The organism is [Clostridium] innocuum (assembly GCA_012317185.1).
Lineage (GTDB): Bacteria > Bacillota_I > Bacilli_A > Erysipelotrichales > Erysipelotrichaceae > Clostridium_AQ > Clostridium_AQ innocuum.
In genome coordinates this window covers 1217155-1240624 of the sequence record CP048838.1, presented here as the reverse complement: position 1 = coordinate 1240624, position 23470 = coordinate 1217155, and the positions used below count along the sequence as shown (strand labels likewise).

At 46.5% G+C, this 23470-nt stretch carries 23 protein-coding genes and 1 other annotated feature; of the genes, 4 read left to right on the top strand and 19 right to left on the bottom strand.

Annotated elements, in window-relative coordinates:
- Positions 1 to 108 precede the first annotated feature (108 nt).
- Positions 109 to 1053 (top strand): magnesium transporter CorA family protein, encoded by a 945-nt coding sequence (locus G4D54_06060; protein ID QJA02021.1) that lies wholly within the window; start codon positions 109 to 111, stop codon positions 1051 to 1053.
- An 837-nt stretch (positions 1054 to 1890) separates the two neighbouring features.
- Here G4D54_06060 and G4D54_06055 read toward each other — a convergent pair.
- The 15 genes from G4D54_06055 to G4D54_05985 all read right to left on the bottom strand — a co-directional run bounded on the left by G4D54_06055 (position 1891) and on the right by G4D54_05985 (position 13787).
- The gene (locus G4D54_06055; GenBank protein QJA02020.1) at positions 1891 to 2511 is read right to left on the bottom strand and encodes a DUF308 domain-containing protein; all 621 of its coding nucleotides are present in this window, start codon (positions 2509 to 2511) and stop codon (positions 1891 to 1893) included.
- A 143-nt stretch (positions 2512 to 2654) separates the two neighbouring features.
- Complete coding sequence (locus tag G4D54_06050; protein ID QJA02019.1) at positions 2655 to 3692, bottom strand: YeiH family putative sulfate export transporter; 1038 nt, start codon at positions 3690 to 3692, stop codon at positions 2655 to 2657.
- Positions 3693 to 3901: 209 nt separating this feature from the next.
- Positions 3902 to 4753, bottom strand: a complete 852-nt coding sequence (locus G4D54_06045; GenBank protein QJA02018.1) for an AraC family transcriptional regulator — start codon at positions 4751 to 4753, stop codon at positions 3902 to 3904.
- 171 nt (positions 4754 to 4924) lie between these two features.
- On the bottom strand, positions 4925 to 5248 hold the full coding sequence (gene hisE / locus G4D54_06040; protein QJA02017.1) for a phosphoribosyl-ATP diphosphatase: 324 nt from the start codon (positions 5246 to 5248) through the stop codon (positions 4925 to 4927).
- On the bottom strand, positions 5245 to 5571 hold the full coding sequence (gene hisI, locus G4D54_06035) for a phosphoribosyl-AMP cyclohydrolase (GenBank protein QJA02016.1): 327 nt from the start codon (positions 5569 to 5571) through the stop codon (positions 5245 to 5247). Before hisI ends, hisE begins: the two co-directional genes overlap by 4 nt.
- Positions 5568 to 6329, bottom strand: a complete 762-nt coding sequence (gene hisF, locus G4D54_06030) for an imidazole glycerol phosphate synthase subunit HisF (protein QJA02015.1) — start codon at positions 6327 to 6329, stop codon at positions 5568 to 5570. The genes hisI and hisF overlap by 4 nt, the downstream gene beginning before the upstream one ends.
- Complete coding sequence (gene hisA / locus G4D54_06025; GenBank protein ID QJA02014.1) at positions 6329 to 7048, bottom strand: 1-(5-phosphoribosyl)-5-[(5-phosphoribosylamino)methylideneamino]imidazole-4-carboxamide isomerase; 720 nt, start codon at positions 7046 to 7048, stop codon at positions 6329 to 6331. Before hisA ends, hisF begins: the two co-directional genes overlap by 1 nt.
- Positions 7045 to 7668 (bottom strand): imidazole glycerol phosphate synthase subunit HisH, encoded by a 624-nt coding sequence (hisH, locus tag G4D54_06020; protein ID QJA02013.1) that lies wholly within the window; start codon positions 7666 to 7668, stop codon positions 7045 to 7047. The genes hisA and hisH overlap by 4 nt, the downstream gene beginning before the upstream one ends.
- A gap of 1 nt (position 7669) precedes the next feature.
- On the bottom strand, positions 7670 to 8281 hold the full coding sequence (hisB, locus tag G4D54_06015) for an imidazoleglycerol-phosphate dehydratase HisB (GenBank protein QJA02012.1): 612 nt from the start codon (positions 8279 to 8281) through the stop codon (positions 7670 to 7672).
- Positions 8278 to 9312: a histidinol-phosphate transaminase gene (gene hisC / locus G4D54_06010; GenBank protein QJA02011.1), complete on the bottom strand. Its 1035-nt coding sequence runs from the start codon at positions 9310 to 9312 to the stop codon at positions 8278 to 8280. The genes hisB and hisC overlap by 4 nt, the downstream gene beginning before the upstream one ends.
- Positions 9309 to 10592, bottom strand: coding sequence for a histidinol dehydrogenase (hisD, locus tag G4D54_06005; GenBank protein ID QJA02010.1), 1284 nt, complete (start codon positions 10590 to 10592; stop codon positions 9309 to 9311). Before hisD ends, hisC begins: the two co-directional genes overlap by 4 nt.
- Complete coding sequence (locus tag G4D54_06000; protein QJA02009.1) at positions 10586 to 11218, bottom strand: ATP phosphoribosyltransferase; 633 nt, start codon at positions 11216 to 11218, stop codon at positions 10586 to 10588. The genes hisD and G4D54_06000 overlap by 7 nt, the downstream gene beginning before the upstream one ends.
- Positions 11215 to 12339 (bottom strand): ATP phosphoribosyltransferase regulatory subunit, encoded by a 1125-nt coding sequence (hisZ, locus tag G4D54_05995; GenBank protein QJA02008.1) that lies wholly within the window; start codon positions 12337 to 12339, stop codon positions 11215 to 11217. The genes G4D54_06000 and hisZ overlap by 4 nt, the downstream gene beginning before the upstream one ends.
- Before the next feature lie 45 nt (positions 12340 to 12384).
- Positions 12385 to 12623 (bottom strand) — a binding site (T-box leader).
- Between the two features lie 441 nt (positions 12624 to 13064).
- The gene (locus tag G4D54_05990; protein QJA02007.1) at positions 13065 to 13421 is read right to left on the bottom strand and encodes a hypothetical protein; all 357 of its coding nucleotides are present in this window, start codon (positions 13419 to 13421) and stop codon (positions 13065 to 13067) included.
- Between the two features lie 9 nt (positions 13422 to 13430).
- Positions 13431 to 13787 carry a helix-turn-helix transcriptional regulator gene (locus G4D54_05985; GenBank protein QJA02006.1) on the bottom strand — a complete coding sequence of 119 codons (357 nt, stop codon included), beginning with the start codon at positions 13785 to 13787 and terminating at the stop codon, positions 13431 to 13433.
- 197 nt (positions 13788 to 13984) lie between these two features.
- Between G4D54_05985 and G4D54_05980 the strand changes: the two genes are divergently transcribed.
- Positions 13985 to 14713: an SIS domain-containing protein gene (locus G4D54_05980; GenBank protein ID QJA02005.1), complete on the top strand. Its 729-nt coding sequence runs from the start codon at positions 13985 to 13987 to the stop codon at positions 14711 to 14713.
- 348 nt (positions 14714 to 15061) lie between these two features.
- On the opposite strand, the gene G4D54_05975 is transcribed toward G4D54_05980, so the two are convergent.
- The 3 genes from G4D54_05975 to G4D54_05965 form a co-directional block, all read right to left on the bottom strand.
- Positions 15062 to 16387, bottom strand: a complete 1326-nt coding sequence (locus G4D54_05975; GenBank protein ID QJA02004.1) for a replication-associated recombination protein A — start codon at positions 16385 to 16387, stop codon at positions 15062 to 15064.
- An 18-nt stretch (positions 16388 to 16405) separates the two neighbouring features.
- On the bottom strand, positions 16406 to 17221 hold the full coding sequence (locus tag G4D54_05970; protein ID QJA02003.1) for a purine-nucleoside phosphorylase: 816 nt from the start codon (positions 17219 to 17221) through the stop codon (positions 16406 to 16408).
- Positions 17222 to 17508: 287 nt separating this feature from the next.
- Positions 17509 to 18111 carry a sugar O-acetyltransferase gene (locus G4D54_05965; GenBank protein ID QJA02002.1) on the bottom strand — a complete coding sequence of 201 codons (603 nt, stop codon included), beginning with the start codon at positions 18109 to 18111 and terminating at the stop codon, positions 17509 to 17511.
- A gap of 545 nt (positions 18112 to 18656) precedes the next feature.
- On the opposite strand from G4D54_05965, the gene G4D54_05960 reads away from it, so the two are divergent.
- Entirely contained in the window at positions 18657 to 20561 is a 1905-nt protein-coding gene (locus tag G4D54_05960) for an acyl-CoA dehydrogenase (protein QJA02001.1), read from the top strand.
- Between the two features lie 22 nt (positions 20562 to 20583).
- Positions 20584 to 21789, top strand: a complete 1206-nt coding sequence (locus G4D54_05955; GenBank protein ID QJA02000.1) for an FprA family A-type flavoprotein — start codon at positions 20584 to 20586, stop codon at positions 21787 to 21789.
- Positions 21790 to 22152: 363 nt separating this feature from the next.
- Here the strand turns inward: G4D54_05955 and G4D54_05950 are convergent, their stop codons facing one another.
- Complete coding sequence (locus G4D54_05950) at positions 22153 to 23280, bottom strand: hypothetical protein (protein QJA01999.1); 1128 nt, start codon at positions 23278 to 23280, stop codon at positions 22153 to 22155.
- Between the last annotated feature and the right edge of the window lie 190 nt (positions 23281 to 23470).

Sequence of the window (23470 nt, the reverse complement as noted above, 5' to 3'; positions counted from 1 at the left end):
AAGAAGGTGTTTGTATGTCTCCTGAGCCCGAAAGTCCATATCGAAGTTGTATAAATCAAAATACAGGAGGCGTATCTACATCCCTCCTGTAAGAAGGAGGTCTTTTTTATGTTGGAATTTTACAAGACATATGGAACTGTCACAAAAAAACTGGAACAGCCGGAACCAGGCTGCTGGATCAGCGCTGTTGCGCCTACACAGGAAGATATTGATTTCCTGACAAATAAAATCGGCGTGCTGCCGGAGTTTATCAAATCTTCACTGGATGAAGAGGAAAGCTCCCATATCGATTATGACGATGATGAAAACCAGACCCTGGTGATTGTCGATTACCCGAGTGCAGAGGAAGATGACAATCTGGATGAAAATACCCTGCTGTATACCACGCTGCCACTGGGTGTTGTTATCATGAAGGGCTATGTGATTACGATTTCCCTGTATGAGAATCTAAGCATCGAGGATATGGCAAACGGTAGAATCAAGGGTATGAATACCGATATGAAAACCCGTTTTCTATTGTTGCTGCTGCTTCGTATATCTCAGCGTTTCCTGATTTATCTGCGCCAAATCGATCGGATTTCCTCCCGTACCGAACAGAGGCTACACCAGTCTATGAAAAACAAGGAGCTGATTCAGATGCTGGGTCTGGAAAAGTCTCTGGTCTATTTCAGCACCTCACTGAAAACCGATGAGGTTACCTTAAACAAAATCATGCGCGGAAAGCTGATCAAGCTGTATGAAGAGGATCAGGATATTCTGGAGGATGTACTGATTGAGATTCATCAGGCGATAGAGATGTGTAACATTTACTCCAACATCCTTTCCGGAACAATGGATGCCTTTGCTTCCGTCATTTCCAACAATCTGAACATCGTGATGAAAATTTTGACGGTAATTACCATCGTCATGGCAATCCCGAATATCATTTTCAGTTTCTATGGCATGAATGTCAGCGGATTGCCTTATCCGGAATGGTGGTTCCCGACAGTCATTGCAGCTGTGTGCTGTATCATCGCAACTCTTATCTTCAAGAAAAAGGATATGTTTCACTAACAGAACATCACGTTCTGTTTTTTTTGTATTTCCGCACCATGTACGTTACAATATACAAAACGAGGAGATAACCTATGAACAATCCATGGACCGATATCGAACTACAGACATATGAAGCACATATGCAGGATACGGATGAAGGCTTTGTATCCGACTCCCTGTATCTGCATTCCTTTGCCGTATGAAACACCATCCATGAACAGCTGCAGAAAGTGGAGCTCACGCACAGTATGCTGTCTATTGAGTATTCTCTGTCGAAACGCATGATATACCCCCTGCCAAATGGAAAAGCCCTGCTTAGACTGGATTATTTGCGTTTATAACCGATTGAAAAATACGCTGCCTTTATGTAATTCAGGGAGAGCCTGTAAAGCGCTGATTTTTTTCGTACTCCTTACTTCTCCCATTACATTTCTTTCATCCATAAAAACGACCTGCAGGATGTACCCTGCAGGCTTCTTTTATTTCATACGATATACAGATAGAATCAGTCTCCTATCCCTTCTCAGTCAACCTTTTCACAGGAATCCATACCTCACTTCCATTATCAGCATAACCTCATCCTCATCCGGTGTATACCACACAATGTACATGTTCGCCGCGATATCATATCCCTGATTTTCCTGCAGCCATGCTGAGAAAAGCTTTGTATTTACGGCCTGCAGTGCACCATGAACTTTACACAGGTAACCTCCGGTATCGTCAGGACATGCATATCCGCAGGTACCTCCGTACCCTAATACGCTTCGGCAATCATACAGCGGAAGCAGCCCTCTTTCGTCAATCTCTGCTTTCCTTTGTCCGAATTGAAAAAAGCGATGCTTCCACCGCTTTTTATCATACCATATTATCTTTTCCGTCGATCACTTCATGTGCAGTGGCTTCCTGATTGGAAATATCCAGAATCTGTTCACTGTGACGGCCATAGCGTCTGGCAACACCGCGATAATACAAAATTGTATAGAAATTCGCAATGGCATCCAGAATCAGCAGAAAGCTGAATAGATTATGCAGTGTCTTTTCCTCGAAGGATACCAGTATCAGCACCATTCCCATAAGCAGCGGGACTACGGCAAGAGCCAGATGAATCTTCCATTGTGCATCCTCCAGGCGAAACAGATTCATGGAATACTGCAGACGCAGTGTCGCATCCAAAACCACCAGAGCGGAAATAACGATAGGATAATTATCTACAATCAGATATGGCTTAGTGGCAACGATCAGTCCTGCTATGCAGTATAATACCCCAAAGGAAAAGCTGAATTCATTCGGCTTCATATATTCTTTTTTAAAGAAATATACAAGAATCTGAAACAAGCCTACCAAAATGATCACAATCCCTGCAATCTGGAAGAAATTCAAGAATTTCTCCTTTTCAATCGTATAGGATAAAATGGAAAATATCATATAAAAAATGGAAAGAATCAAAAGCTTCCAGTTTTCAATTTTCAAATTCATACAACGGCCTCCTCATATAGCTGTTCTTATCATATCATATTTTTCCATAATTATCCGCAAGAACATGAATTTCATGCCTTTTCAAATGTACAAGCCTGTCCGTAAAGGCACATGAGAAAAGCTGTTTACGCTATTGTAATTCCTCACCAGATGCCCAGCAGCCTCTGCATGAGCAGGGATATCAGCGTGATACCGACCCAGCAGCAGAACCCCATAAAGATAGGCCTACCACCGTTTTTTACCAGCTTTACAATATCGGTATGCAGACCGACTGCCCCCATCGCCATAATGATAAAGAACTTGCTCAGCTCCTTTAAGGGCAGGAAGATATCCGGGGATATATGCAATACATTCGTAGAGACGGTCGTTATGACGGAGGCCATAAGGAAGTAAAGAATAAATACCGGAAAGATCTGTTTCCATGCAAGCTTTTTCCCCTCCCTTTTCTCCTCCTGCTCCTCTTTTCGCATTCTTTGAACACCCAGAAACAGCGTAATCGGTATAATGGCAAGGGTACGCGTCAGCTTGACAGTAACCGCCTTATCCAGTGTGGCAGAGCCTAAATGAAACATGCTGTCCCAGGTTGCTGCGGTTGCTGTTACGGAGGAGGTGTCGTTCACAGCGGTGCCCGCAAACACGCCGAAGCCCTCACTGCCATGAAAATGCAGCAGTGTTCCCAGCCATGGAAACAGAACGGCTGCCAGAATATTAAATAGAAATATCACAGAAATGGCCTGTGCCACCTCTTCGTCATCCGCCGCAATGACCGGGGCAGTCGCTGCAATCGCGGAGCCTCCGCAGATGGATGAGCCGACTCCCACCAAAGTGGAGATATTTGCCGGCATATGAAGTCGACGCTTCAAACCGTAAGCAATGACGAGGGATGTCGTGATGGTTGCCAGAATGATTGGGAGCGACTGCTGTCCTGTTTTAGCAATAACGGACAGATTTAAGCCAAACCCCAGTAAAATGACTGCATACTGTAAAATTTTCTTTGATGTGAAGGTGATGCCGGCCTGTAGACTTTTCACTTCCTTTATGCGAAAAGCCAGCAGCATCCCGATGAGGATGGCAAATACCGGCCCTCCGATAATGGGAATCCATTGTCCCAGCAGAAGAGCAACCACCGCTATACCAAAGCATACCAGCAGTCCCTTCCCCTTTTCTTTTATAAAAATCATACGATTCTCCTTTTCTCAATTTCTGAATATGCGCCTTACAGCATGACATGCAAGGCAGCTATGTCAGTATACGATACCTTTTCCAAAAAATGAAATTATAAATATTTATATCTACATAACACGATGTTATCCCGCTTATTTACAGCTGAAGGTATAAAAAAAACGCTCTGTGACAGCAGTGTCTAGACAGCGTTTTCATTTCTCTTTATTTATTTCATTATCGGAATACAATATTCAATTCCGGCTATCCCCTGTGCATTTTCCTCTTTATATTTCACAATATCCATACAGCAGTCCGCTCGAAGCCGGTATGCACTTTTGGGCAGCCAGTTCTGATAAATATCCTGTGCAAACGGCTCCATAGAGGTCTTTGGATCTGCGCAAAAGGAAAACACAAGATAGGCTCCTGTCGGCAGGATTCTATGCGTCAGCTTCTGTCTGTGCACCCGCTCAACTGCTATACCTGCAAAATATTGAAAGCAGGGCTGACCGGCATCCATATCGGCATCTGTATAATCATGGATACCATACACTACCGAATCCTTTTGCGGATTTGCTTTCAGATACCGGTTGCATTTGCGATGACATTTACCAATCACATGAAAGCCGTGTCTGGTATCTGCACCATAGCCCTCCAGCTGTATCTCTGTCCAGTGCTGTACTTCCATATCCATATGCATATGGTTGATATCCGGCTGCTGATGAAGCTGCAACGGCTCCTGCAGCACATAGGCATTCTTCTTTTTCCGAAAGGCGTCCGGTGTTGTGCGATACAGCTGCAAAAAAGCCTTATGAAATGCCCGCTGGGAGAGATAACCGCAGGCGGAGGCGATTTCCGCAATACGTAAATCGCTTTGTACAAGAAGCAATGCCCCTTTGGATACCTGTCTGCGCCGCACATAGGCATGCAGCGGCAGCCCGCATATTGCCGTAAACATTTTATGCAGATGGTAGGGGGAATAGCCCGTATAAGCAGCAACCGTATCCAGCGTCAGCGGTTCATTCAAATGCTCCTCGATATAGCGCAGTACAGATTGTATAATCTCCTGATTAGTCCTCATATGAATCACCTCGTACATAGTATACCAGAAGAACTTCCTTAATACCGTTCATCATTTTTGGCATCCGTTCTTTCACATCCGCTATGAGACATATATTGTCCCTGCACCATACCATATATAACAGCTTTCTGTGAATAAGAACCAAAGGAAAAGAAAAGCCGACTGCTCGGCTTACAAATGTTCGATCGGCTTTCGCTCCGCCTTCAGGTTATGCGTTTTCTGTGCACGGCGCTTTAGCTCCGCATTGACATCGTCCATGGAAATTCCCTTCTCCACCATCAGTACAGTAAGATGATACAGCAGATCTCCTATTTCATTGATCTGATCCTCCTTTGTCTGTGTCAAAGAGGCAATCACGACCTCTGTACATTCCTCTCCTACCTTTTTCAGAATTTTCTCCAGACCCTTTTCAAACAAATAGGTGGTATAGCTTCCTTCCTCTTTGTTTTCCTTGCGATCCTTTATGGTTTCATATAATGCATCCAGTTCCTTCATATCTCTTCTCCCTCCATATTCCGGTAAAAACAGCTGGTATGTCCGGTATGGCAGGCTGCTCCCACCTGCTCCACCAGAAGAAGAATCGTATCCTCATCACAATCGATGCGGATATCCTTCACATACTGGTAATGACCGCTTGTTTCTCCTTTGATCCATAATTCCTGACGGCTGCGGCTGTAATAGGTTGCACGCCCGGTATCCATCGTCATGCGCAGACTTTCTTCATTCATATACGCCAGCATGAGGACAGCTCCGGTCTGCACATCCTGGACAATGACCGGAACAAGTCCGTTTCCTTTATCAAAATTCACCCGTATCATAGACGCACCGCAATTCCTTTCTCTTTTAAATATTCCTTCACCTCGGGTATCGTTACCTCCTTGTAGTGGAACATACTTGCCGCCAGAGCCGCATCACTGGCATCCTCTTCGAACACCTGTGCGAAATGCTCCAGCGTCCCACAGCCGCCCGAGGCGATCACTGGAACATCCACCAGCTCATGCACCGCCTTGCACAGCTCGATATCAAAGCCCTGCTTGGTTCCATCCGCATCCATACTGGTCAGCAGAATTTCCCCTGCCCCCAGACGAACGCCCTCCTGTACCCATTCCTGCAGGTCCAGACCGGTATCCTCACGGCCGCCGGCAACATATACATTCCAGCCGCTGCCATCCTCGCGGCGCTTTCCATCCACGGCAAGCACAATGCACTGATTGCCAAACATCGATGCTCCCTCACGGATCAGCTCCTTATTGCGGACAGCTGCAGAGTTCAGCGAAACCTTGTCAGCTCCTGCCAGCAGCATGTTTCGTATATCCTCCACACTGCGGATGCCGCCACCTACGGTAAACGGAATGAAGATTTCTCTGGCTACGCGCTCGACAACCTGAACCATGGTATCCCGCTGTTCATGCGTCGCTGTGATATCCAGAAATACCAGCTCGTCCGCCCCCTGCTCATAATAGGCTCTTGCCAGATCGACCGGATCACCGACCTCCTTCAATCCGACAAAATTGATTCCCTTGACGACCTTGCCGTCCTTTACATCCAGACACGGGATGATTCGCTTCGTGTGCATCAGGCTTCCCCGCACAGTGCGATGGCCTGGGACAGGGACAATGTTTCGGCATACATCGCCTTTCCTGTGATTGCACCGTAAATATCCAGCTGTTTCAATGCCTCGATATGCGTGATGTCACGAATACCCCCAGAAGCTATAATATCGATCGAAACCGTTTTCTTTAACTCCGCCAGCATCCCTGTATTCGGTCCTGTCATGGTGCCGTCCCTGGAGATATCGGTCACAATAATCGTCTTTACCCCCATGGCCTCCATCTGAATTGCAAAGTCGATATACTGCAGCTCACTTTCCTGCAGCCAGCCATGACCGCAAACCATGCCGTTCTTGCAATCGATGCCGACGGCGATTTTCTCTTTATATTGTGCGAGTGCTTCCCGCAAAAACTCCGGATTCTCTATGGCTGCCGTTCCCAGAATAACACGCGCAATGCCATGCTCCAGATAAAATCGAACGTCCTCCATACTGCGGATGCCGCCGCCAACCTCAACCGGAATCTGCAGGCTCTGTGCAGTTTTCACGATGATGTCCTGGTTGATTTTCTTTCCTTCCTTCGCCCCGTTGAGATCAACCATATGCACATACCGGGCCCCCTGCTGTTCAAATGCTTTGGCGATATCCCCGATACTGTCACCAACACATTCCTTTTGTTCATAATCTCCCTGATACAGCCGCACTGGCTGCTGATCCAGTATATCAATTGCAGGTAAAATGATCATACAAACTCCTCCTTAAACCACCGCAGAATCTGCAGTCCGTCTTCTCCGCTTTTTTCAGGATGAAACTGGGCACCAGCCACATTGTCTCTGCGTACAAGCCCGGGAATCCGCATACCGCCATAGCCGCTGTCTGCCAGCAGATCCTCCTGTGCATAATTCTGTGCATAATAGGAATGTACATAATAGACGAACGGACGCTCGCTCAGCCGCTCAAATACACTGGATTTCTGACACTGTTCCAGCAGATTCCAGCCGATATGCGGAATGCGTACCCTGCTTTCCGCAGCATCACTCATTTTCACGATGTTGCCCTTCAAAAAGCCGAGTCCCTTGGTATAGCCGTTTTCCTCGCTGTCTTCAAACAGCGCCTGCATGCCCAGACAGATACCAAGCAGCGGTTTTTTCTTTCCCTGAACCTCTTCCTTTAAAGCCGTAATCAAATCACGCTCCTGCAGATGCTTCATACAGTCCGCAAACGCTCCCACACCCGGCAGAATCAGCTGATCCGCACGCTGTAGGTCTTCCTTTTTATCCGTCACACAGCAGGTACAGCCGATATGCTGTAAGGCATTTTCCACACTGTGCAGATTTCCCATTCCATAATCAAGTATCGCAATCATATTACAGCTTCCCCTTTGTACTCGGCAGCGTATCGCCACTCACACGGATTGCCGTTTTTAAGGCACGGCCCAGCGCTTTGAAAATCGCCTCCACCTTGTGATGATCATTGGTTCCATACACTACATTCACATGCAGTGTGATGCCTGCCTGAAAGGCAAAGGCACGAAGAAACTCCTCCACCATTTCACAGGAAAACGTACCGATCGTATCCCGCTTCAGCTCACAGTTATACACCAGAAAGCTGCGTCCGCTGATATCCAGTACAACCTGTGCCAGTGTTTCATCCATCGGCAGCAGCATAATGCCATAGCGTTCGATTCCTCTTTTATCCTGCAGGGCTTCCTTCAGGCAGGCTCCCATCGCGATACCGCAATCCTCTACCGTGTGATGATCACACACCTGTAAATCGCCGTTTGCATGCAGCGTAAGGTCGATACCGGAATGGAAGGAAAACAGCGTCAGCATGTGATCGAAGAAGCCGATGCCTGTGTGAATCTCACTGACTCCCGTACCATCCAGATGCATCGTGCAGCTGATGCTTGTTTCTTTGGTATCCCGGCTCAGGCCTGCCATTCTTGGCGCAAAGCCTGTTTCCTTCGTTTCTTGTTTCATACCGCAACCGCCTTTCTGTCAAATTCCTGTAATACGGATAATACAATGGCATTTTCCGCAGGGGAACCAACCGTAATGCGGAAGCTGTCCTTTCCTTCGTAGTTGCGAATAACAATGCCTTCCTTTTCCATCGCCTTCAACAGCTCCTGCTTATAGCTGCTTCTTCCATACAGATAATTCGCCTGACTCGGATAGAAGGTAACGTTTTTTAACTGCTTCAGCTTGTGATACAGCATATCCCGCTCCAGCTGTATTTCCTCCACCAGCAGCTCATATTCCGCCGCATGACGCAATACGATCACACCGGCCCTTTGTGTTAAAGAGCTGATATTATAAGGTACCAGCACCGGTTTCAATTTCGCAATATTGGATGGACAGCTGATTAGAAAGCCCAGTCGCGCACCGGCAAACCCATACGCCTTAGATAGGGTTCTGGTCACATACAGGTTATGGTAGGTATCCAGATATGCCAGCATGCTTTCCTTTGCGAACTCCCCATATGCCTCATCTATAATCACCGGAATACGAGGAAAGGCCTCCGCGATTTTACACAGCTGGGCATTGCTTACAAAATGCCCGGTTGGATTATTCGGATTGGAGAACAGCACCATATCCACATGATGCTCCCGCCCAAATTCTATAAAATCCGCAATGCTGAAGGAACCATCCTGCTCACATGGAAATTTCACAACCTCACTCTCATGCATGGATGCATAATAATCATACATGGAGAAGTCCGGAGACAGGGTCAGTAATTTCTTACCTTTTCCCAGGAAATAGCCAATCATGAGCCCCAGCATTTCATCGCTGCCATTCCCGGCGATCAGATACCCGGCATCTAATTTTTTCACATTCGCATATGCCTGTATCAGCTCCCTGCTGGATTCATCCGGATAGCGGTTAAACTCCAGCTCCGCGATTGCCTCCTGCAGCTCCTTTACGATTTCCCCACTGATATTTTTATAGCACTCGTTTGCATTCAGCATGACGGTACCGTTTGTCCGCGCCGCATAGCTTTCGATATTTTTCATGATTTCAGCCTCACTTTCACAGCATTGGCATGAGCCTGCAGCTCTTCCTGCTCCGCCATTTCTATAATATGGTCGCCATAGGTCTGTAAAGCCTCTTCGCTATAGTGCAGATAGCTGCTTTTTTTGATAAAGCTGTCCACTCCAAGTGCACTGGAGAAACGCGCTGTCCCGCTTGTCGGCAGTACGTGATTGCAGCCGCCGAAATAATCTCCGACACTTTCACAGGTGTGATAGCCAAGGAACACACTGCCCGCATGGCGTACCTTTCCCAGATAGTCCATCGGCTGCTTCACCATCAGCTCCAGATGCTCCGGCGCAACCGCATTGGATACATCCAGACATTCCTCCATGCTCTCACATAAAATGGCTGTTCCATAGGCCTGCAGCGACTGTTCCACAATTTCCTGTTTCGGCAGAAGAGCACTCTGCTTGCGCAGCTCCAGCTCCACAGCATCCACAAGCTGTTCACTGGTTGTCACCAGAATGGCACTCGCCATCGGATCATGCTCTGCCTGTGACAGCAGATCCGCCGCAACGCTTTTCGCAGGAGCATCCGCATCCGCAATCACCAGAATTTCACTCGGTCCGGCAATCATGTCAATATCCACTTTCCCGAAGACAAGCTTCTTCGCTGCCGCAACGTATACATTTCCCGGTCCGACAATTTTATCCACAGGCGCAATGCTTTGGGTGCCATAGGCTAACGCCGCAATCCCCTGAGCACCGCCAACCTTATAAATTTCATCCACACCGGCAATCTGTGCTGCCGCCGCAATATTGGGATGCAGACTGCCATCCTTCGCCGGAGGCGTAATCATGACAATACGCTTTACACCTGCGATACGGGCAGGAATTGCATTCATCAGCACACTGCTTGGATACTGTGCTCTGCCTCCCGGCACATAAATACCTACGCTGTCCAGTGGAAGTACACGCTGTCCCAGATAGATGCCGAGCTCCTTCTGCAAAAGATAACCGTTTTGCTTCTGTGCATTGTGATAATACTCGATATTTGCTTTCGCCTTCTTCATACTTTCCACAAAGAAGGGATCCGCCTTGGCAGCCGCCGCTTCTATATCGGAAGGCTCCACACACATACTGTCCAATAAAATTCCGTCAAACTGCTGTGTATATTCCCTGACAGCATCATCCCTGCGTGTTTTCACATCCTGCAGGATGGCACTGACCCTGACAATGATATCACTGTCAATCTCCTCTGTTCTGCTTTCCAGATACGTCTGCAGTTTCCCTGTATCCGATGCTCGCATTCGTTTCAGCATGCTTCCAGTCCTTTCTTCATATCCTCTAAGATTGCTAGGATCTCCGCTCTTTTCAGCTTAAAGCTCGCTTTGTTCACAATCACTCTTGCGCTGATATCGCAGACGGTGTCAAAGACAACCAGACCGTTTTCCTTCAGCGTCGTCCCCGTTTCCATGATATCCACGATTCCATCGCACAAGCCCAGAATCGGCGCCAGCTCCACAGAGCCGTCTATTTTGATACACTCCACATCCATGCCCTTTTCCAGGAAATACTGCTTTGCGATATTGGGATATTTCGTTCCTATTTTCACATGTCCCACCTTATCAAACAGATTGTGTTCCCGCAGACCGGCAACGATGAATTTACATTTTCCAATGCCTAAATCCAGCATTTCATAATAATCCTTGCCACCCTCCAAAAGCGTATCCTTTCCCACAACACCAATATCCGCAACGCCGTGCTGTACATAGGTGATGCAGTCATTGGATTTCACAAGGAAGTAGCGAATATCCTTTTTGGAATCCTGAAACACCAGCGCCCTTCCCTTATCCTTTAATGATTCAATGCCATACCCGCGCTCCTCCAGCAGCTTCACGGTGGCCTTTTCCAGACGCCCCTTCGTTAATGCTATGGATATACTCATGCGTCCTTCTCCCCTTTCACGATAATATCATCATATTCCCCGCACAGCAGCTCCACCCGTGCAGTTTTTCTTAATTCCTTTGCCTTGCGCAGTGCCTCCACCTTTCGCGCATACGGATAGCACAGCGTGAGGGTTGCCTCCTTCTGCTTTAAATCCAGAACCGGCAGCACGGCATCCAGCTTTACAGAGAAGCCGATTGCCGGCAACGGCTCTCCGAATTTCTCCAACAGAGAATCATAGCGTCCGCCACTCAGCACACTGGTTCCGATTCCCGGTACAAAGCCTTCAAAAAGAATGCCACTGTAATAGTTCAGATGCGGCAGCTTTCCCAAATCAAAGGTAATGCGGTTTTCATAGCCGAGCGCCTTTAGTTGTGCATACAATTCCTGAAGACTTTCCACAATACTGCGCAGTCTGTCATCGAAGCAGCAGTTCAATGCCTCCTTGAGCATCCCTGCATCTCCACACAGCCACGGCAGCTGCAGGAAGAATTCTCTGTCCTCATCCTTCAGTGGCAGGGTATGCAGATATTCCTTCAGTTCGCTCAGACTCTTGCGATCGATCAAATCCGCCAGAAGCTCTGTTTCTTCCGCAGAAAGCCCCAGAAGCTTTACTGCTGTGTGAAAGAAATTCACATTGCCGATTTCCAGCGTATACGCCTGCTGCTGCATACACTCCATAACCTCCAGTGCACACACCAGAATTTCCAGATCACTCTGCTTTTCGTTCAGCCCCAGCAGCTCAATCCCGCAATCTGTCACCTCATTGCGCTTTCCGGCAAAGGACTCCTTGACCTTGTATACGTTGGCACAGTAGCGAAAACGAAGCGGCGGCTTTTGATCCTTGAACTTGGTTGCCGCAACACGGGCGATCGGTACCGTCATATCCATGCGCAGTGTCAGGATGCTTCCGTTATGGTCAAAAAACTTGTACATCGCTTCCTCCTGAACCTGTTCAAAGCCGGTCTGATAGGTCTGATAAAATTCAATGCTCGGTGTTACGATTTCCTTATAGCCATAGCTGTCAAACACCTGTTCGATTGCACCCTGCAATCGTTTCTTCGCAGTACATTCCCCCAGAATCAGATCCCGAGTTCCTTCCGGTATAGCAAATCTTTTCATAGCTTCATATCCTCCCTTATACGCTTATACAAAAAAAGCTTCCATCCAAAGGACGAAAGTTACCTTACGTGATTCCACCTTATTTTATTGATACCTCACGATATCAATCTCTTCGAGTACCAGCATACTCTAGCACGGTAACGGATGCAGGATTCCGGCAGAAGCTACTGAATTTCACCTCTGCTGCTCGGGGATGTGTTCCGCATACTTCGCATATCTTCTTCCACCAGCCGAAGACTCTCTGTCATGTCCATATCCATACTATTTCCCGTCAGCGCATTTCATATATTACTATAGTACAATCCAGGGATGAAAAAGTCAATCATTTTCTGAAATATTTTCATGAAATAATTATGTAAGAAACAGCTGTATCAACATCGACAAATCACATAGGACCCTGCGTGGAACGCTTCAGCATCAGAAATGGAATGATCCCCACACCACGGTCAGTTATGGCGGACAGCTTTTTCATCCAGTGCCCTGAAAGCCAGTCGGTGCCTAGAAACAGAAAAGGACCCTGCGGTCCTCATCCGGTTTCAAAACAGTATGCATGCTCAGCCGCTGCAACACCAGGATGGATCCTGCAGGATTTGTTTTACAGCTGATGCACCGTGCTGTATCCTGCGCCGTAAGGATAGCAGTGCACGGTATAACAAACACACATCCTTCTCATTCTCTTATGAAAAGGATTGCGCTCTCAGAACCATGACTTCAACACCTGTGATTTACTCTGCGACCGCAGTCGTATCCTCCTGCTGGTTCAACAGCATATCCAGTGTCTGCACAAGATCAAAAAATTTCTGCTTGCGCTCTTCACTGAGCTGTCGATAAAAGTTCAGCAGCTCATACTCATCATGATTCAGTACACAGGTATGTTTTTCTTCCATATTCCTCCTCTCTCTCCCTTTTACTTCTATAGTATATAAAATGAAAAAGTTTTCTTCCATACGAATTCTGCGCAAAATATAAAAAAACACCGATAAATACGGCATTTTATCATAAAAATAAAAATTTTCCATCTTTCTGTATTTGTCATTTACCAAAAGAATCGTCTTATTTTCCATGTTATGTAACAGTTGCAATTTTACTTCCTATTCCAGATGAAAGCTGAGTATACTTTTCATCAGCTTTGTAAAGGTCATCCGCCGTTCCTCCGGCACCTGATCAAAAATCTTCATGAATTCCAGCTCCATCGGATCATGCAGCATACGTCCGGGAAAATTGAAATCCGGTATTTGCAGAATCTGATTCATATTGATTTCCAGTATGCGGCAAATCAAAGACAGAATATCAAGCGGGGGCTGTGCATTCCCATTGATATATGAAGAAATCGAGCGCTGCGTGGAACCAACCAGTGCAGCAAGCTCCTTTTGCGTCATTCCCTTTCGTTGAAGCCCTTTCCGTATAGCATCTCCCACTCTTAAATTGATTTCCGTTACTTTTTTCATTCCGTCCACTCCAGTTTTTGTAATTATTATAATGGAAATATTTTCCTATTTTAGCAGAATAGAATAATTAAAAGTGTTTTGTGAGAAAACAATGGTTAAATTACGTATTTTGTATAAAATGTTATAACTTTATATCCAATTATAGATTTTACATATAATCATGGTATACTGAAATCAGAAGAAAGTGAGGATTGATTATGGCATTTATTGATACGTATTTCAAAGAAGTGGAACAGCGATTCGCGGTAATGAAACAGGAGCGGGAGCCGCTGGAACGGGCAGCACGTCTATTGTTTGAAGCGGAGAAGGAACATCATACCATTTACACCTTCGGCAGCGGGCACTCGCATATGATCGGGCAGGATATCTATGCCAGAGCCGGAGGGTATGCAAAGGTTTATCCGATCAATGAAATCGAAATGACGCTGGCAACCCACCCGACAAAGAGTACCACACTGGAGCGTACAGCTTCCTATGCGGATGTACTGGATGCAATTTACACGATAGAAGCGGGAGATGTTCTGCTTGTCACCAGTAATTCCGGAAGAAATCCACTGGTGATTGAATACACGATGAGAGCAAGGGAAAAGGGTGCCCGTATTATCGTGATCACCTCCTTATCGCATAGCAAAACCATCGCTTCCCGTCATGAAAGCGGACTGCGTCTGTTTGAGCTAGCGGATGTGATTCTGGACAATCATGCTCCGTATGGGGATGCGACAACACCAATCGATGATGCAACCAGTATGGGACCTGTCAGTACCCTGACCGGATGCTTCCTTGCACAGTGTGTGATGGGAAGATTTGTCGAGCTGCTGAAGGAGCATGGCATGGAGGCTCCGGTGTTCGCCTCCAGCAATATGGACGGTGCCGATGAGCGAAATCGTGAGCTGTTCGATAAGTATGTCATAAAAACTGTAAAATAAGAAACAGAAAACGGCGGTATGCATGGCACCTTTACCGCTGATGAAAACATATAAAAGGCAATCCGAACCTGTTGTATCAAGGCTGGATTACCTTTTTTTCTAGCTGCCTAATTCAGGAAATACGCAAACGCAGCTCCATGAGCATCTGTATCATACAGACTGTCTGCGTACAGCCGCCCGGATGCTTTCATGGCTTTCTTATGCGGCCTTCCTTCCTTACGGAAAGAGGCATTGATCATGCACAAGTGCTGCCAAATGCCTGCATCCTGAAATCTGCGCCTATCCGTGTTCTGCCAATATCCCAGCGTTTCATCACTCGCAGGAAAGTCTTCTTAAAACACCGGCTCTCTATTTATTTTGATGCTTCCGTTTCCATTCCTTGATATCCTGCAATCGCTTGCTTACCCTTGCTTCACTTCCCTGTATCGTTGGGTGATAGTATTCCCTTCCCTTCAGGGATTCCGGCATACATTCCATGTTTGTCAGCTTTTCCTGCGTATCATGAGCATACTGATAGCCTTCTCCATAATGCAGGTCCTTCATGAGGGATGTCGGTGCATTTCGTATTTGCAGGGGAACCGGTTCACTCAGCATATGCACAGCATCCTCCTTCGCTGCGCCGTATGCCATATACAGGGCATTGGATTTCGGAGAAAGAGAAAGATAGGTAACCGCATGTGTCAAATGTACATTACACTCCGGCATACCGAGAAAATGGCATGCCTGATAAGCCGCAACGCAGATTTCCAAGGCACGGCTGTCCGCCATCCCGATATCCTCACTCGCAAAACGAACCAGACGCCTTGCCACGTACAACGGGTCCTCCCCCGCCTCCAGCATTCTCGCAAGCCAGTAAATAGCTGCATCCACGTCAGAGTTGCGCATGGATTTATGCAGGGCACTGATCAGATTGTAGTGCTCCTCTCCCTGTCTGTCATACAGCAGCGACTTCTGGGAGGTACATTGCTCCAGCACCTCTTTTGTGATGACGGTTCCCGCTTCTGAGCTTTCTCCGTTTAAAACGACCATCTCCAGCGTATTCAGTGCTGTTCTGGCATCTCCGTTGGCAAACATGGCAAGCATACGCAGCTGCTCCTCTGTGATGAGAACATGCTGTGAGCCAAAGCCGCGTTCATCCTGCAGAGCATGCTTTAGCAGCTCCACCAGATCCGAAACCTCCAGTGCCTTCAGCACAAACACCTTGCAGCGGGAAAGAAGCGCGGCATTGACTTCAAACGACGGATTTTCCGTTGTTGCGCCAATCAAAATAATACTGCCCTTTTCCACATACGGCAAAAAGGCATCCTGCTGGGCTTTATTGAAACGATGTATTTCATCAACAAATACAATCGTCTTTCTGCCATACAGACGCGCGTCCTCCGCTTCCTTCATCACGGCCTTAATTTCACGGATTCCGCTTGTGACGGCACTGAAATTGATAAAATGTGCCTGTGTCTGCCTGGCGATGATTCTGGCAAGCGTCGTTTTTCCAACACCCGGCGGTCCCCAGAAGATCATGGAGGAAACCATATCCTTTTCTATCAGGTTATACAGTATCTTCCCTTTTCCAAGCAGATGCTTCTGCCCTACGTAATCCTGCAGCGATGCCGGACGCAGTCGGGCGGCAAGAGGATCCTTCTGTACATCATTTTGAAACAGCGAATTCTGTTCCATGAAGCATCCCCCTCCTTCTTACCACTCCTTTAACAGTGCTTCCATCCATGTACAAAGCCGGGCACTGCTCTTATTTGCCATTTTCACAACCTCTTCATGTGAATGCTTTTCCTTCGCAATACCGGTTGCCATGTTGGTGATACATGCAATTCCCAACACACGGATACCGAGATAATTTGCCGCTATAGTCTCCGGCACAGTGGACATTCCAATGGCATCACTGCCTGCTCTGGCATACATACGGATTTCCGCTGCTGTTTCATAATACGGTCCCTGAAAAAGGGTGTATACACCATGGCGGTAAGGAATTGCCAACTGATCCGCCACCTGTTCTGCCTTTTCACGCAGCTGGATGGAATAAGGCTCTGACATATCCGGAAAACGTGGTCCAAAGCGCTCATCATTATCTCCAATCAAAGGATTTACATCCAGCGAATTGATAAAATCATCAATGATCATCAAATCCCCCGGTGTAAAATCCGGATTGATACCGCCACAGGCATTGGTCACGATCAAATCCCGAACACCGAGCAGCTTCATCACATAAATCGGATAGGTGACCTCCTTCATTGAAAAGCCTTCATAATAATGAAACCTCCCCTGCATAACGATCAGACGCTGATTTCCAATTCTGCCAAAGACCAGATTTCCCGCATGACCTGCCACTCTGGATTGCGGAAAATGTGGAATATCCTGATAGGAGAGCACCTCTTTATCCTCCATCATCTCCACCAGCGAGCCCAGTCCGCTTCCTAAAATGATGCCAATAAGTGGCTCTGTTTTCACGTGCTTACGAATATATTGCACTGATTCTTCTACTTGTTCATAAAACATGGTTTCATACCTCCTGCTTATCCTTATTATATCATAGCCATACCGCCGCAAGTGAGGACATGCAAATAACTTCTTTAAAAAGGAAGACTCTCCTCGACATTTCTTTTTCACGGACAGCTTTCGCATAGCTTATCAGTCATATGCATATCCGTTTTCTTCCGTATTCCCTATCGCCATCAGACTGCAAATACAGCCTCACAGACGACTAGGCGATCGCTTACGGCGTATCCAAAAAGACCTTTACTGCCTATACAGGGGCGCCGTTTACAGGTTTCACCTGCTTCCCATCAACTTTCCTCCTCCATTTGAATACGGTACTTCTTTCGATCCTCGTCTGTAATGCGGCGAATCACCCTGCAGGGAACACCTGCCGCAAGAACATGATCAGGAATGTCTCTGTTCACAACACTGCCTGCCCCAATCACCGAGCCTTCCCCAATGGTAACGCCCGCCAGCACCTGAACGCCTGCTCCGATCCATACATTGCTTTTCACATGAATGGGAAAGGCATACTCCAGCCCCTGCTTACGCTGTTCCACATCCAACGGATGCCCTGCCGTATAAAAGCCGCAGTTTGGTGCGATATAGACATAATCACCAAAGGTTACCTCTGCTCCGTCGAGTATGACACCGTTATGGTTCATAAAAAATTCATTTCCGATGCTGATATTATAGCCATAATCACACCAGAATGGTGGTTCTATGGATACATGCTTTCCCATCTGCTTGAATAAGCTGTGATAAATCTGATAGCGCTTTTCCGTATCGCTTGGACGCAGCTGATTGCACAAATGACACTGATCCTTACACCAGGCACGCTCATCCAGCAGTGCTGCGTTGTAATTCGCATTATACAGAAACCCTTCCTCCGCCTTTTTCTTTTCCGACATACAGCTCCTCCTTCCAATTGTTTTCCGCTAAGTACAGTATAGCATACGGCAGACCATAAGTCCGCAGGCTGAGAAGTAAAAGTCAGCATGTTAAAAGAGAATCTTATCGATTTGTAATTTGCAGAAAGAGGTAGGAAGGGACGAACACACATTCTTTCATACCTGTATGTATATGCGAAACCATAAATCGTATAGGTGAAGGAAATTCAAAGGCTGAATGAGTGTACAGCCGGTATACCTGTTTGAAAATGAAGCCGTATTCTCTTACGCAGAACGTTACAAATCATCTGCGCACCAGCATCTGCTTATCTTACACCTGTGGGACCTAATTCAGGAAATTCCAAAAGCGCTGGCGCCGTTTTTCAGGTACTTCTTAAAACGAATCCAAAAAAGGAAAATTCTGTGAGCATATCTTTAGACTTATTGTAAGCGCTATGATATTATCAGAGTGTAAAGTGATTTACATTCTTAAAATGATTCTCATATTAAGAAAAATCATGAAAGCAGAAGGAATATCATAGAGATAAGTGAGGAGGACGTAAACTATGCTATTTACAACGACACAGCAGCAGGAGGAAATCCGCAAGACAGTTCGGGAATTTGCGGAAACCGAAATCAAACCGATTGCCTTTATGCTCGATAAGGAAAATGAGTTCCCGAGTGAGGCGATTGCGAAGTTTGGAAAGATGGGTCTGATGGGTATTCCCTATCCAAAGGAATATGGAGGGGCCGGTCTGGATGTAATCAGCTATGCCATTGCTGTAGAAGAATTATCCCGTGTAGACGGTGGTACAGGTGTTATTCTGTCCGCACATGTCTCACTGGGAAGCTACCCTATTTTTGCGTTTGGTACCGAGGAACAGAAGCAGAAATATCTGGTACCGCTGGCAAGCGGTGAAAAAATCGGCGCATTTGGATTAACGGAGGTAAATGCCGGAAGTGATGCGGCAGGTACCGAAACAACGGCTGTTCTGGAGGGTGATTACTACATTCTGAACGGTGGCAAGATCTTTATTACAAATGCTGATAAGGCAGATACGTATGTCGTCTTTGCATCCACAAATCCGGAAATGGGAACCAGAGGAATCTCCGCATTTATCGTAGAGAAGGGCTGGGACGGCTTTACCTTCGGTGATCATTACGACAAGATGGGCATCCGTTCATCCTCAACAGCAGAGCTGATTTTCAATGATGTAAAGGTACCTAAGGAAAACCTGCTTGGTAAGCTTGGTCAGGGCTTTAAGATTGCAATGGCCACACTGGATGGCGGTCGTATCGGTATCGCCGCACAGGCACTGGGAATCGCACAGGGTGCGTATGAGAATGCGCTGGAATACGCAAAGGAGCGTGTGCAGTTCGGCAAACCGATTGCACAGCAGCAGGTCATCAGCTTCAAGCTTGCCGATATGGCAACCAAGCTGCGTTGTGCAAGAATGCTGATTTACTCCTCTGCGGAGCTGAAGGAACACCACGAACCATATGGCATGGAATCCGCAATGGCGAAGCAGTATGCAAGTGATGTTGCGCTGGAAATCTGCAACGATGCCTTACAGATCTTCGGCGGAAGCGGTTATCTGAAGGGTATGGAAGTGGAACGTGCGTATCGTGATGCAAAAATCACAACCATCTATGAAGGAACCAATGAAATTCAGAGGGTCGTTATTGCCTCTCATATCATAGGAAAAGCGCCAAAGGACGGCGGTGTCCGTAAGAAAAAAGGTGCAATCACAGGAGAACGTAAGAAACAGATATTCAAGGAAGGCGATGCACAGGAACGTGTCAATGCCCTGGTGGAAGCCTTACAGAAGGATGGCTATGATTTCACGGTCGGTATCCCGATGGATACCCCGATTATGAATGCGGAGCGTGTGGTATCAGCCGGCAAGGGTATCGGCGAAAAGAAGAACATGAAGCTGATTGAGGATCTGGCAAGAAGTGCAGGGGCCGCAATCGGAAGCTCCCGTCCAGTCGCAGAAACTCTGAAATATGTACCGATCAACCGCTATGTCGGTATGTCCGGTCAGAAATTTACCGGCAATCTGTATATCGCATGCGGTATCTCCGGTGCGGGACAGCATTTGAAGGGAATCAAGGATGCCACCACCATCGTTGCCATCAATACGAATGCCAATGCTCCGATCTTTAAAAATGCCGACTACGGGATTGTCGGTGATGTTATGGAAATACTGCCGCTGTTAAGCAAGGCTCTGGATACCGGAGAAAAGAAACCGGCTCCGCCAATGAAGAAAATGAAACGTCCGTTTATCAAAAAGGAAGCTCCTTCCTATATGCGTCATGTCTGCAATGGCTGCGGCTATGAATATGATCAGATGCTGGGAGATCCGGAAAATGATATTGCTCCGGGTACGCCGTTTGAAAAGCTGCCTGAGGAATGGATCTGTCCGGAATGCGGAGAAGCAAAGGATCAGTTCATCGAGACATTGGATTAAATAAAGAGAAGGAGGATGTAGTATGTACTGTGTAAGAAAAGTAGTTGACGATCTGTACTGGGTGGGAGGAAATGATCACCGTCTTGCCCTGTTTGAAAATATTCACCCGATTCCGAATGGCGTATCCTATAATTCCTATTTGCTGCTGGATAAGAAAACGGTATTGTTTGATACGGTGGACTGGGATGCCTGCCGTCAGTTTCTGGAAAATGTAGAGCATGTTCTGAACGGGCGTGACCTGGATTATCTGGTAATCAATCATATGGAGCCTGATCACGGTGCCAGCATTGAGGAAATTCTTCTTCGCTATCCAAAGGTGAAAATCATATCAACCGAAAAAAGCTTCCTGCTGATGCATCAGTTCGGCTTTAACGTTGACGGGCGCACAGAGGAGGTCAAGGAAGGCGATACCAGATGCTTCGGTAAGCACACCATCACCTTTGTAGAGGCTCCGATGGTGCACTGGCCGGAAGCAATGGTCAGCTTTGATGTAACAAACGGCGTTCTGTTTTCCGCTGATGCCTTTGGAAGCTTTGGCGCACTGGATGGCAAGCTGTTTAACGATGAGGTTGATTTTGACCGCGACTGGCTGGATGATGCCCGCCGTTACTATACCAATATCGTAGGAAAATACGGACCGCACGTACAGGCACTGCTGAAAAAGGCGGGAACCATTGATATCAAGGTCATCTGTCCGCTGCATGGACCGGTATGGAGAAATGATTTCGGTTATCTGCTGGATAAATATGACAAATGGAGCCGTTATGAGCCGGAGGAAACCGGTGTCCTGATTGCCTATGCCTCCATGTATGGAAATACGGAATCCGCCGCGCAGGTACTGGCTGCCAAGCTGGTGGAAAAGGGTGTCAAAAATGTTGTGGTGCATGATGTTTCCAATACCCATGTATCCTACCTGATCAGTGATACGTTTAAATACAGCCATATCGTACTGGCTTCGGTAACCTATAACCTGGGAATCTATCCTGTTATGCATGATTTCCTCATGCATATGAAGGCACTCAATATGCAGAAGCGTACGGTGGGAATCATTGAAAACGGGTCCTGGGCACCGAAATCCGGTTCCCTCATGAAGGACTTCCTGGATAATCAGATGAAGCAGATGAGTATTCTGAATTCTGAAGTATCCATGATCAGTGCCCTGAATGATAATAATAAATCTGAAATGGATAATCTGGTTGACAGCATCATTGATTCCATGGAGGCTTAACAAAGGAGGATTCTCAGCCGAGAATCCTTTTTTTGAGCGTATGACAGTCCAGCGGACAGAGTTCTCCACACGGTCATTCAGATGTTCCTTTTTCATATCTGAAGCACTTATTAAATGTTTAAACAAATGAATTGGTACTGTTGAGCATACTTGTCGGACACATAGAAAGTATTCAAAAAAACAGAATACGAATCGTTTCCTTCACAGGCTTTCGCCGTATGAAAAAACCGTTGCATATTTTTCCGGACAACACGTATCAAGCATAAAGGATAAGCTTCTACTTATGCGAGGTCAAAGGTTACTTCTCAACAAACAATGCAAAAGAAAAGAGCACCCGGCTCAATCCTTTATCTGTCACACCGTCTATTCCCATTCGGAATCAAATTTCACACTGCAGTATTCCATTGCTCCGGAGGTCTTAAAGGACATGGAAACGGCAGTATTGCTTTCTGTCCTATACCGAACGCGAACACCGTTTTTGCTATACCGCACACTCATCGGTTTTCCCAGTATCTGATACACATCCTGAAGTGTTGATGTACCGTTAACACCAGATGCGAATGTCAAAGCTTCCAGAGACTCATCCGCTGCAAATATTTCCTGAATCACATGCTTTTCGGTCAGCTGATCTGTGGAAGAAATCGTTCCATCCACTCGCAAATCAATACGCATATCACTTTTTTCTGCACTGATGGTAGTCTCTTTTTTATTATATTCATCCAGATATTTGGATTTCCACCCTTTTTCTATAAGTGCCTTCGCAGGTGTCGTTTTGTTTATGCTCACACCATCGAACTGTATGCTTCCCTTCGCAAATTCATCCGCAGCACTTCCCTTCGCAAGGGGGATATCATATACAGAATACCCAACTGCCTTAGCCGTATCAAAGCTGATATTCTCTTTCTTTTCCTTGCGTTTTTCACTTCCTGACAATGCAACCTTGCTCAGTTTTCCTTTTTCAAATGAAAACTCTGCCAGCTCAGAGGTTTCATACGAGGTACCTGTGACATAATCCATATTGCTGTCATCGTTGGAAATCCTATACTCATAAGGCGTTCCCAGTGCTTTGATTACATCCTGCTCAGTAGTACTTCCGATTTTAAAATTGTGAGGAAGCTTGTATTCCTTCACATTTTCTGTATTTCTGTCTGAAAAGACTACATGCTGAATTAGCGCATCGTTCACACTGATTTCTTCATCCTTCGGATTGAAGACACGGAGAATCATCGATTCCCGGTCATTATCCTTATATGTTAAAAATACCATATCATGTCCCAGCGCTTCGATATGCTCCGGCGCCTGATCCAGCTCCCAGGTATCCAGAAGATCCCCCAGCGGCTGGTAAATGGTGATATTCTCATCATGCAGTACGATCGTGAGATTTTCAAGCTTCAAGTCTTCTGCTTTTTTCTTCGCTTTCTCTTTTGAACAACCGCCGGCAAACAGCATGCCGCATGCCAGCAGCACCAATCCGTAATTTCTGATTTTCATACAGCTCTCCTTTTCATTTCTTCCATTTTGACAGCTTCAGCATATGAAACCCTCCCTCATACTGTCCTGAACCCATTGCTTTTCTTTCGAATACAGCAGCTTCGTTTATCTCCATCGTTTTCGTACCCGAATACGCAATGCGATATCATCAGAGAATGAGTCCATTCCGGCAAATACCGCAAAACACTCC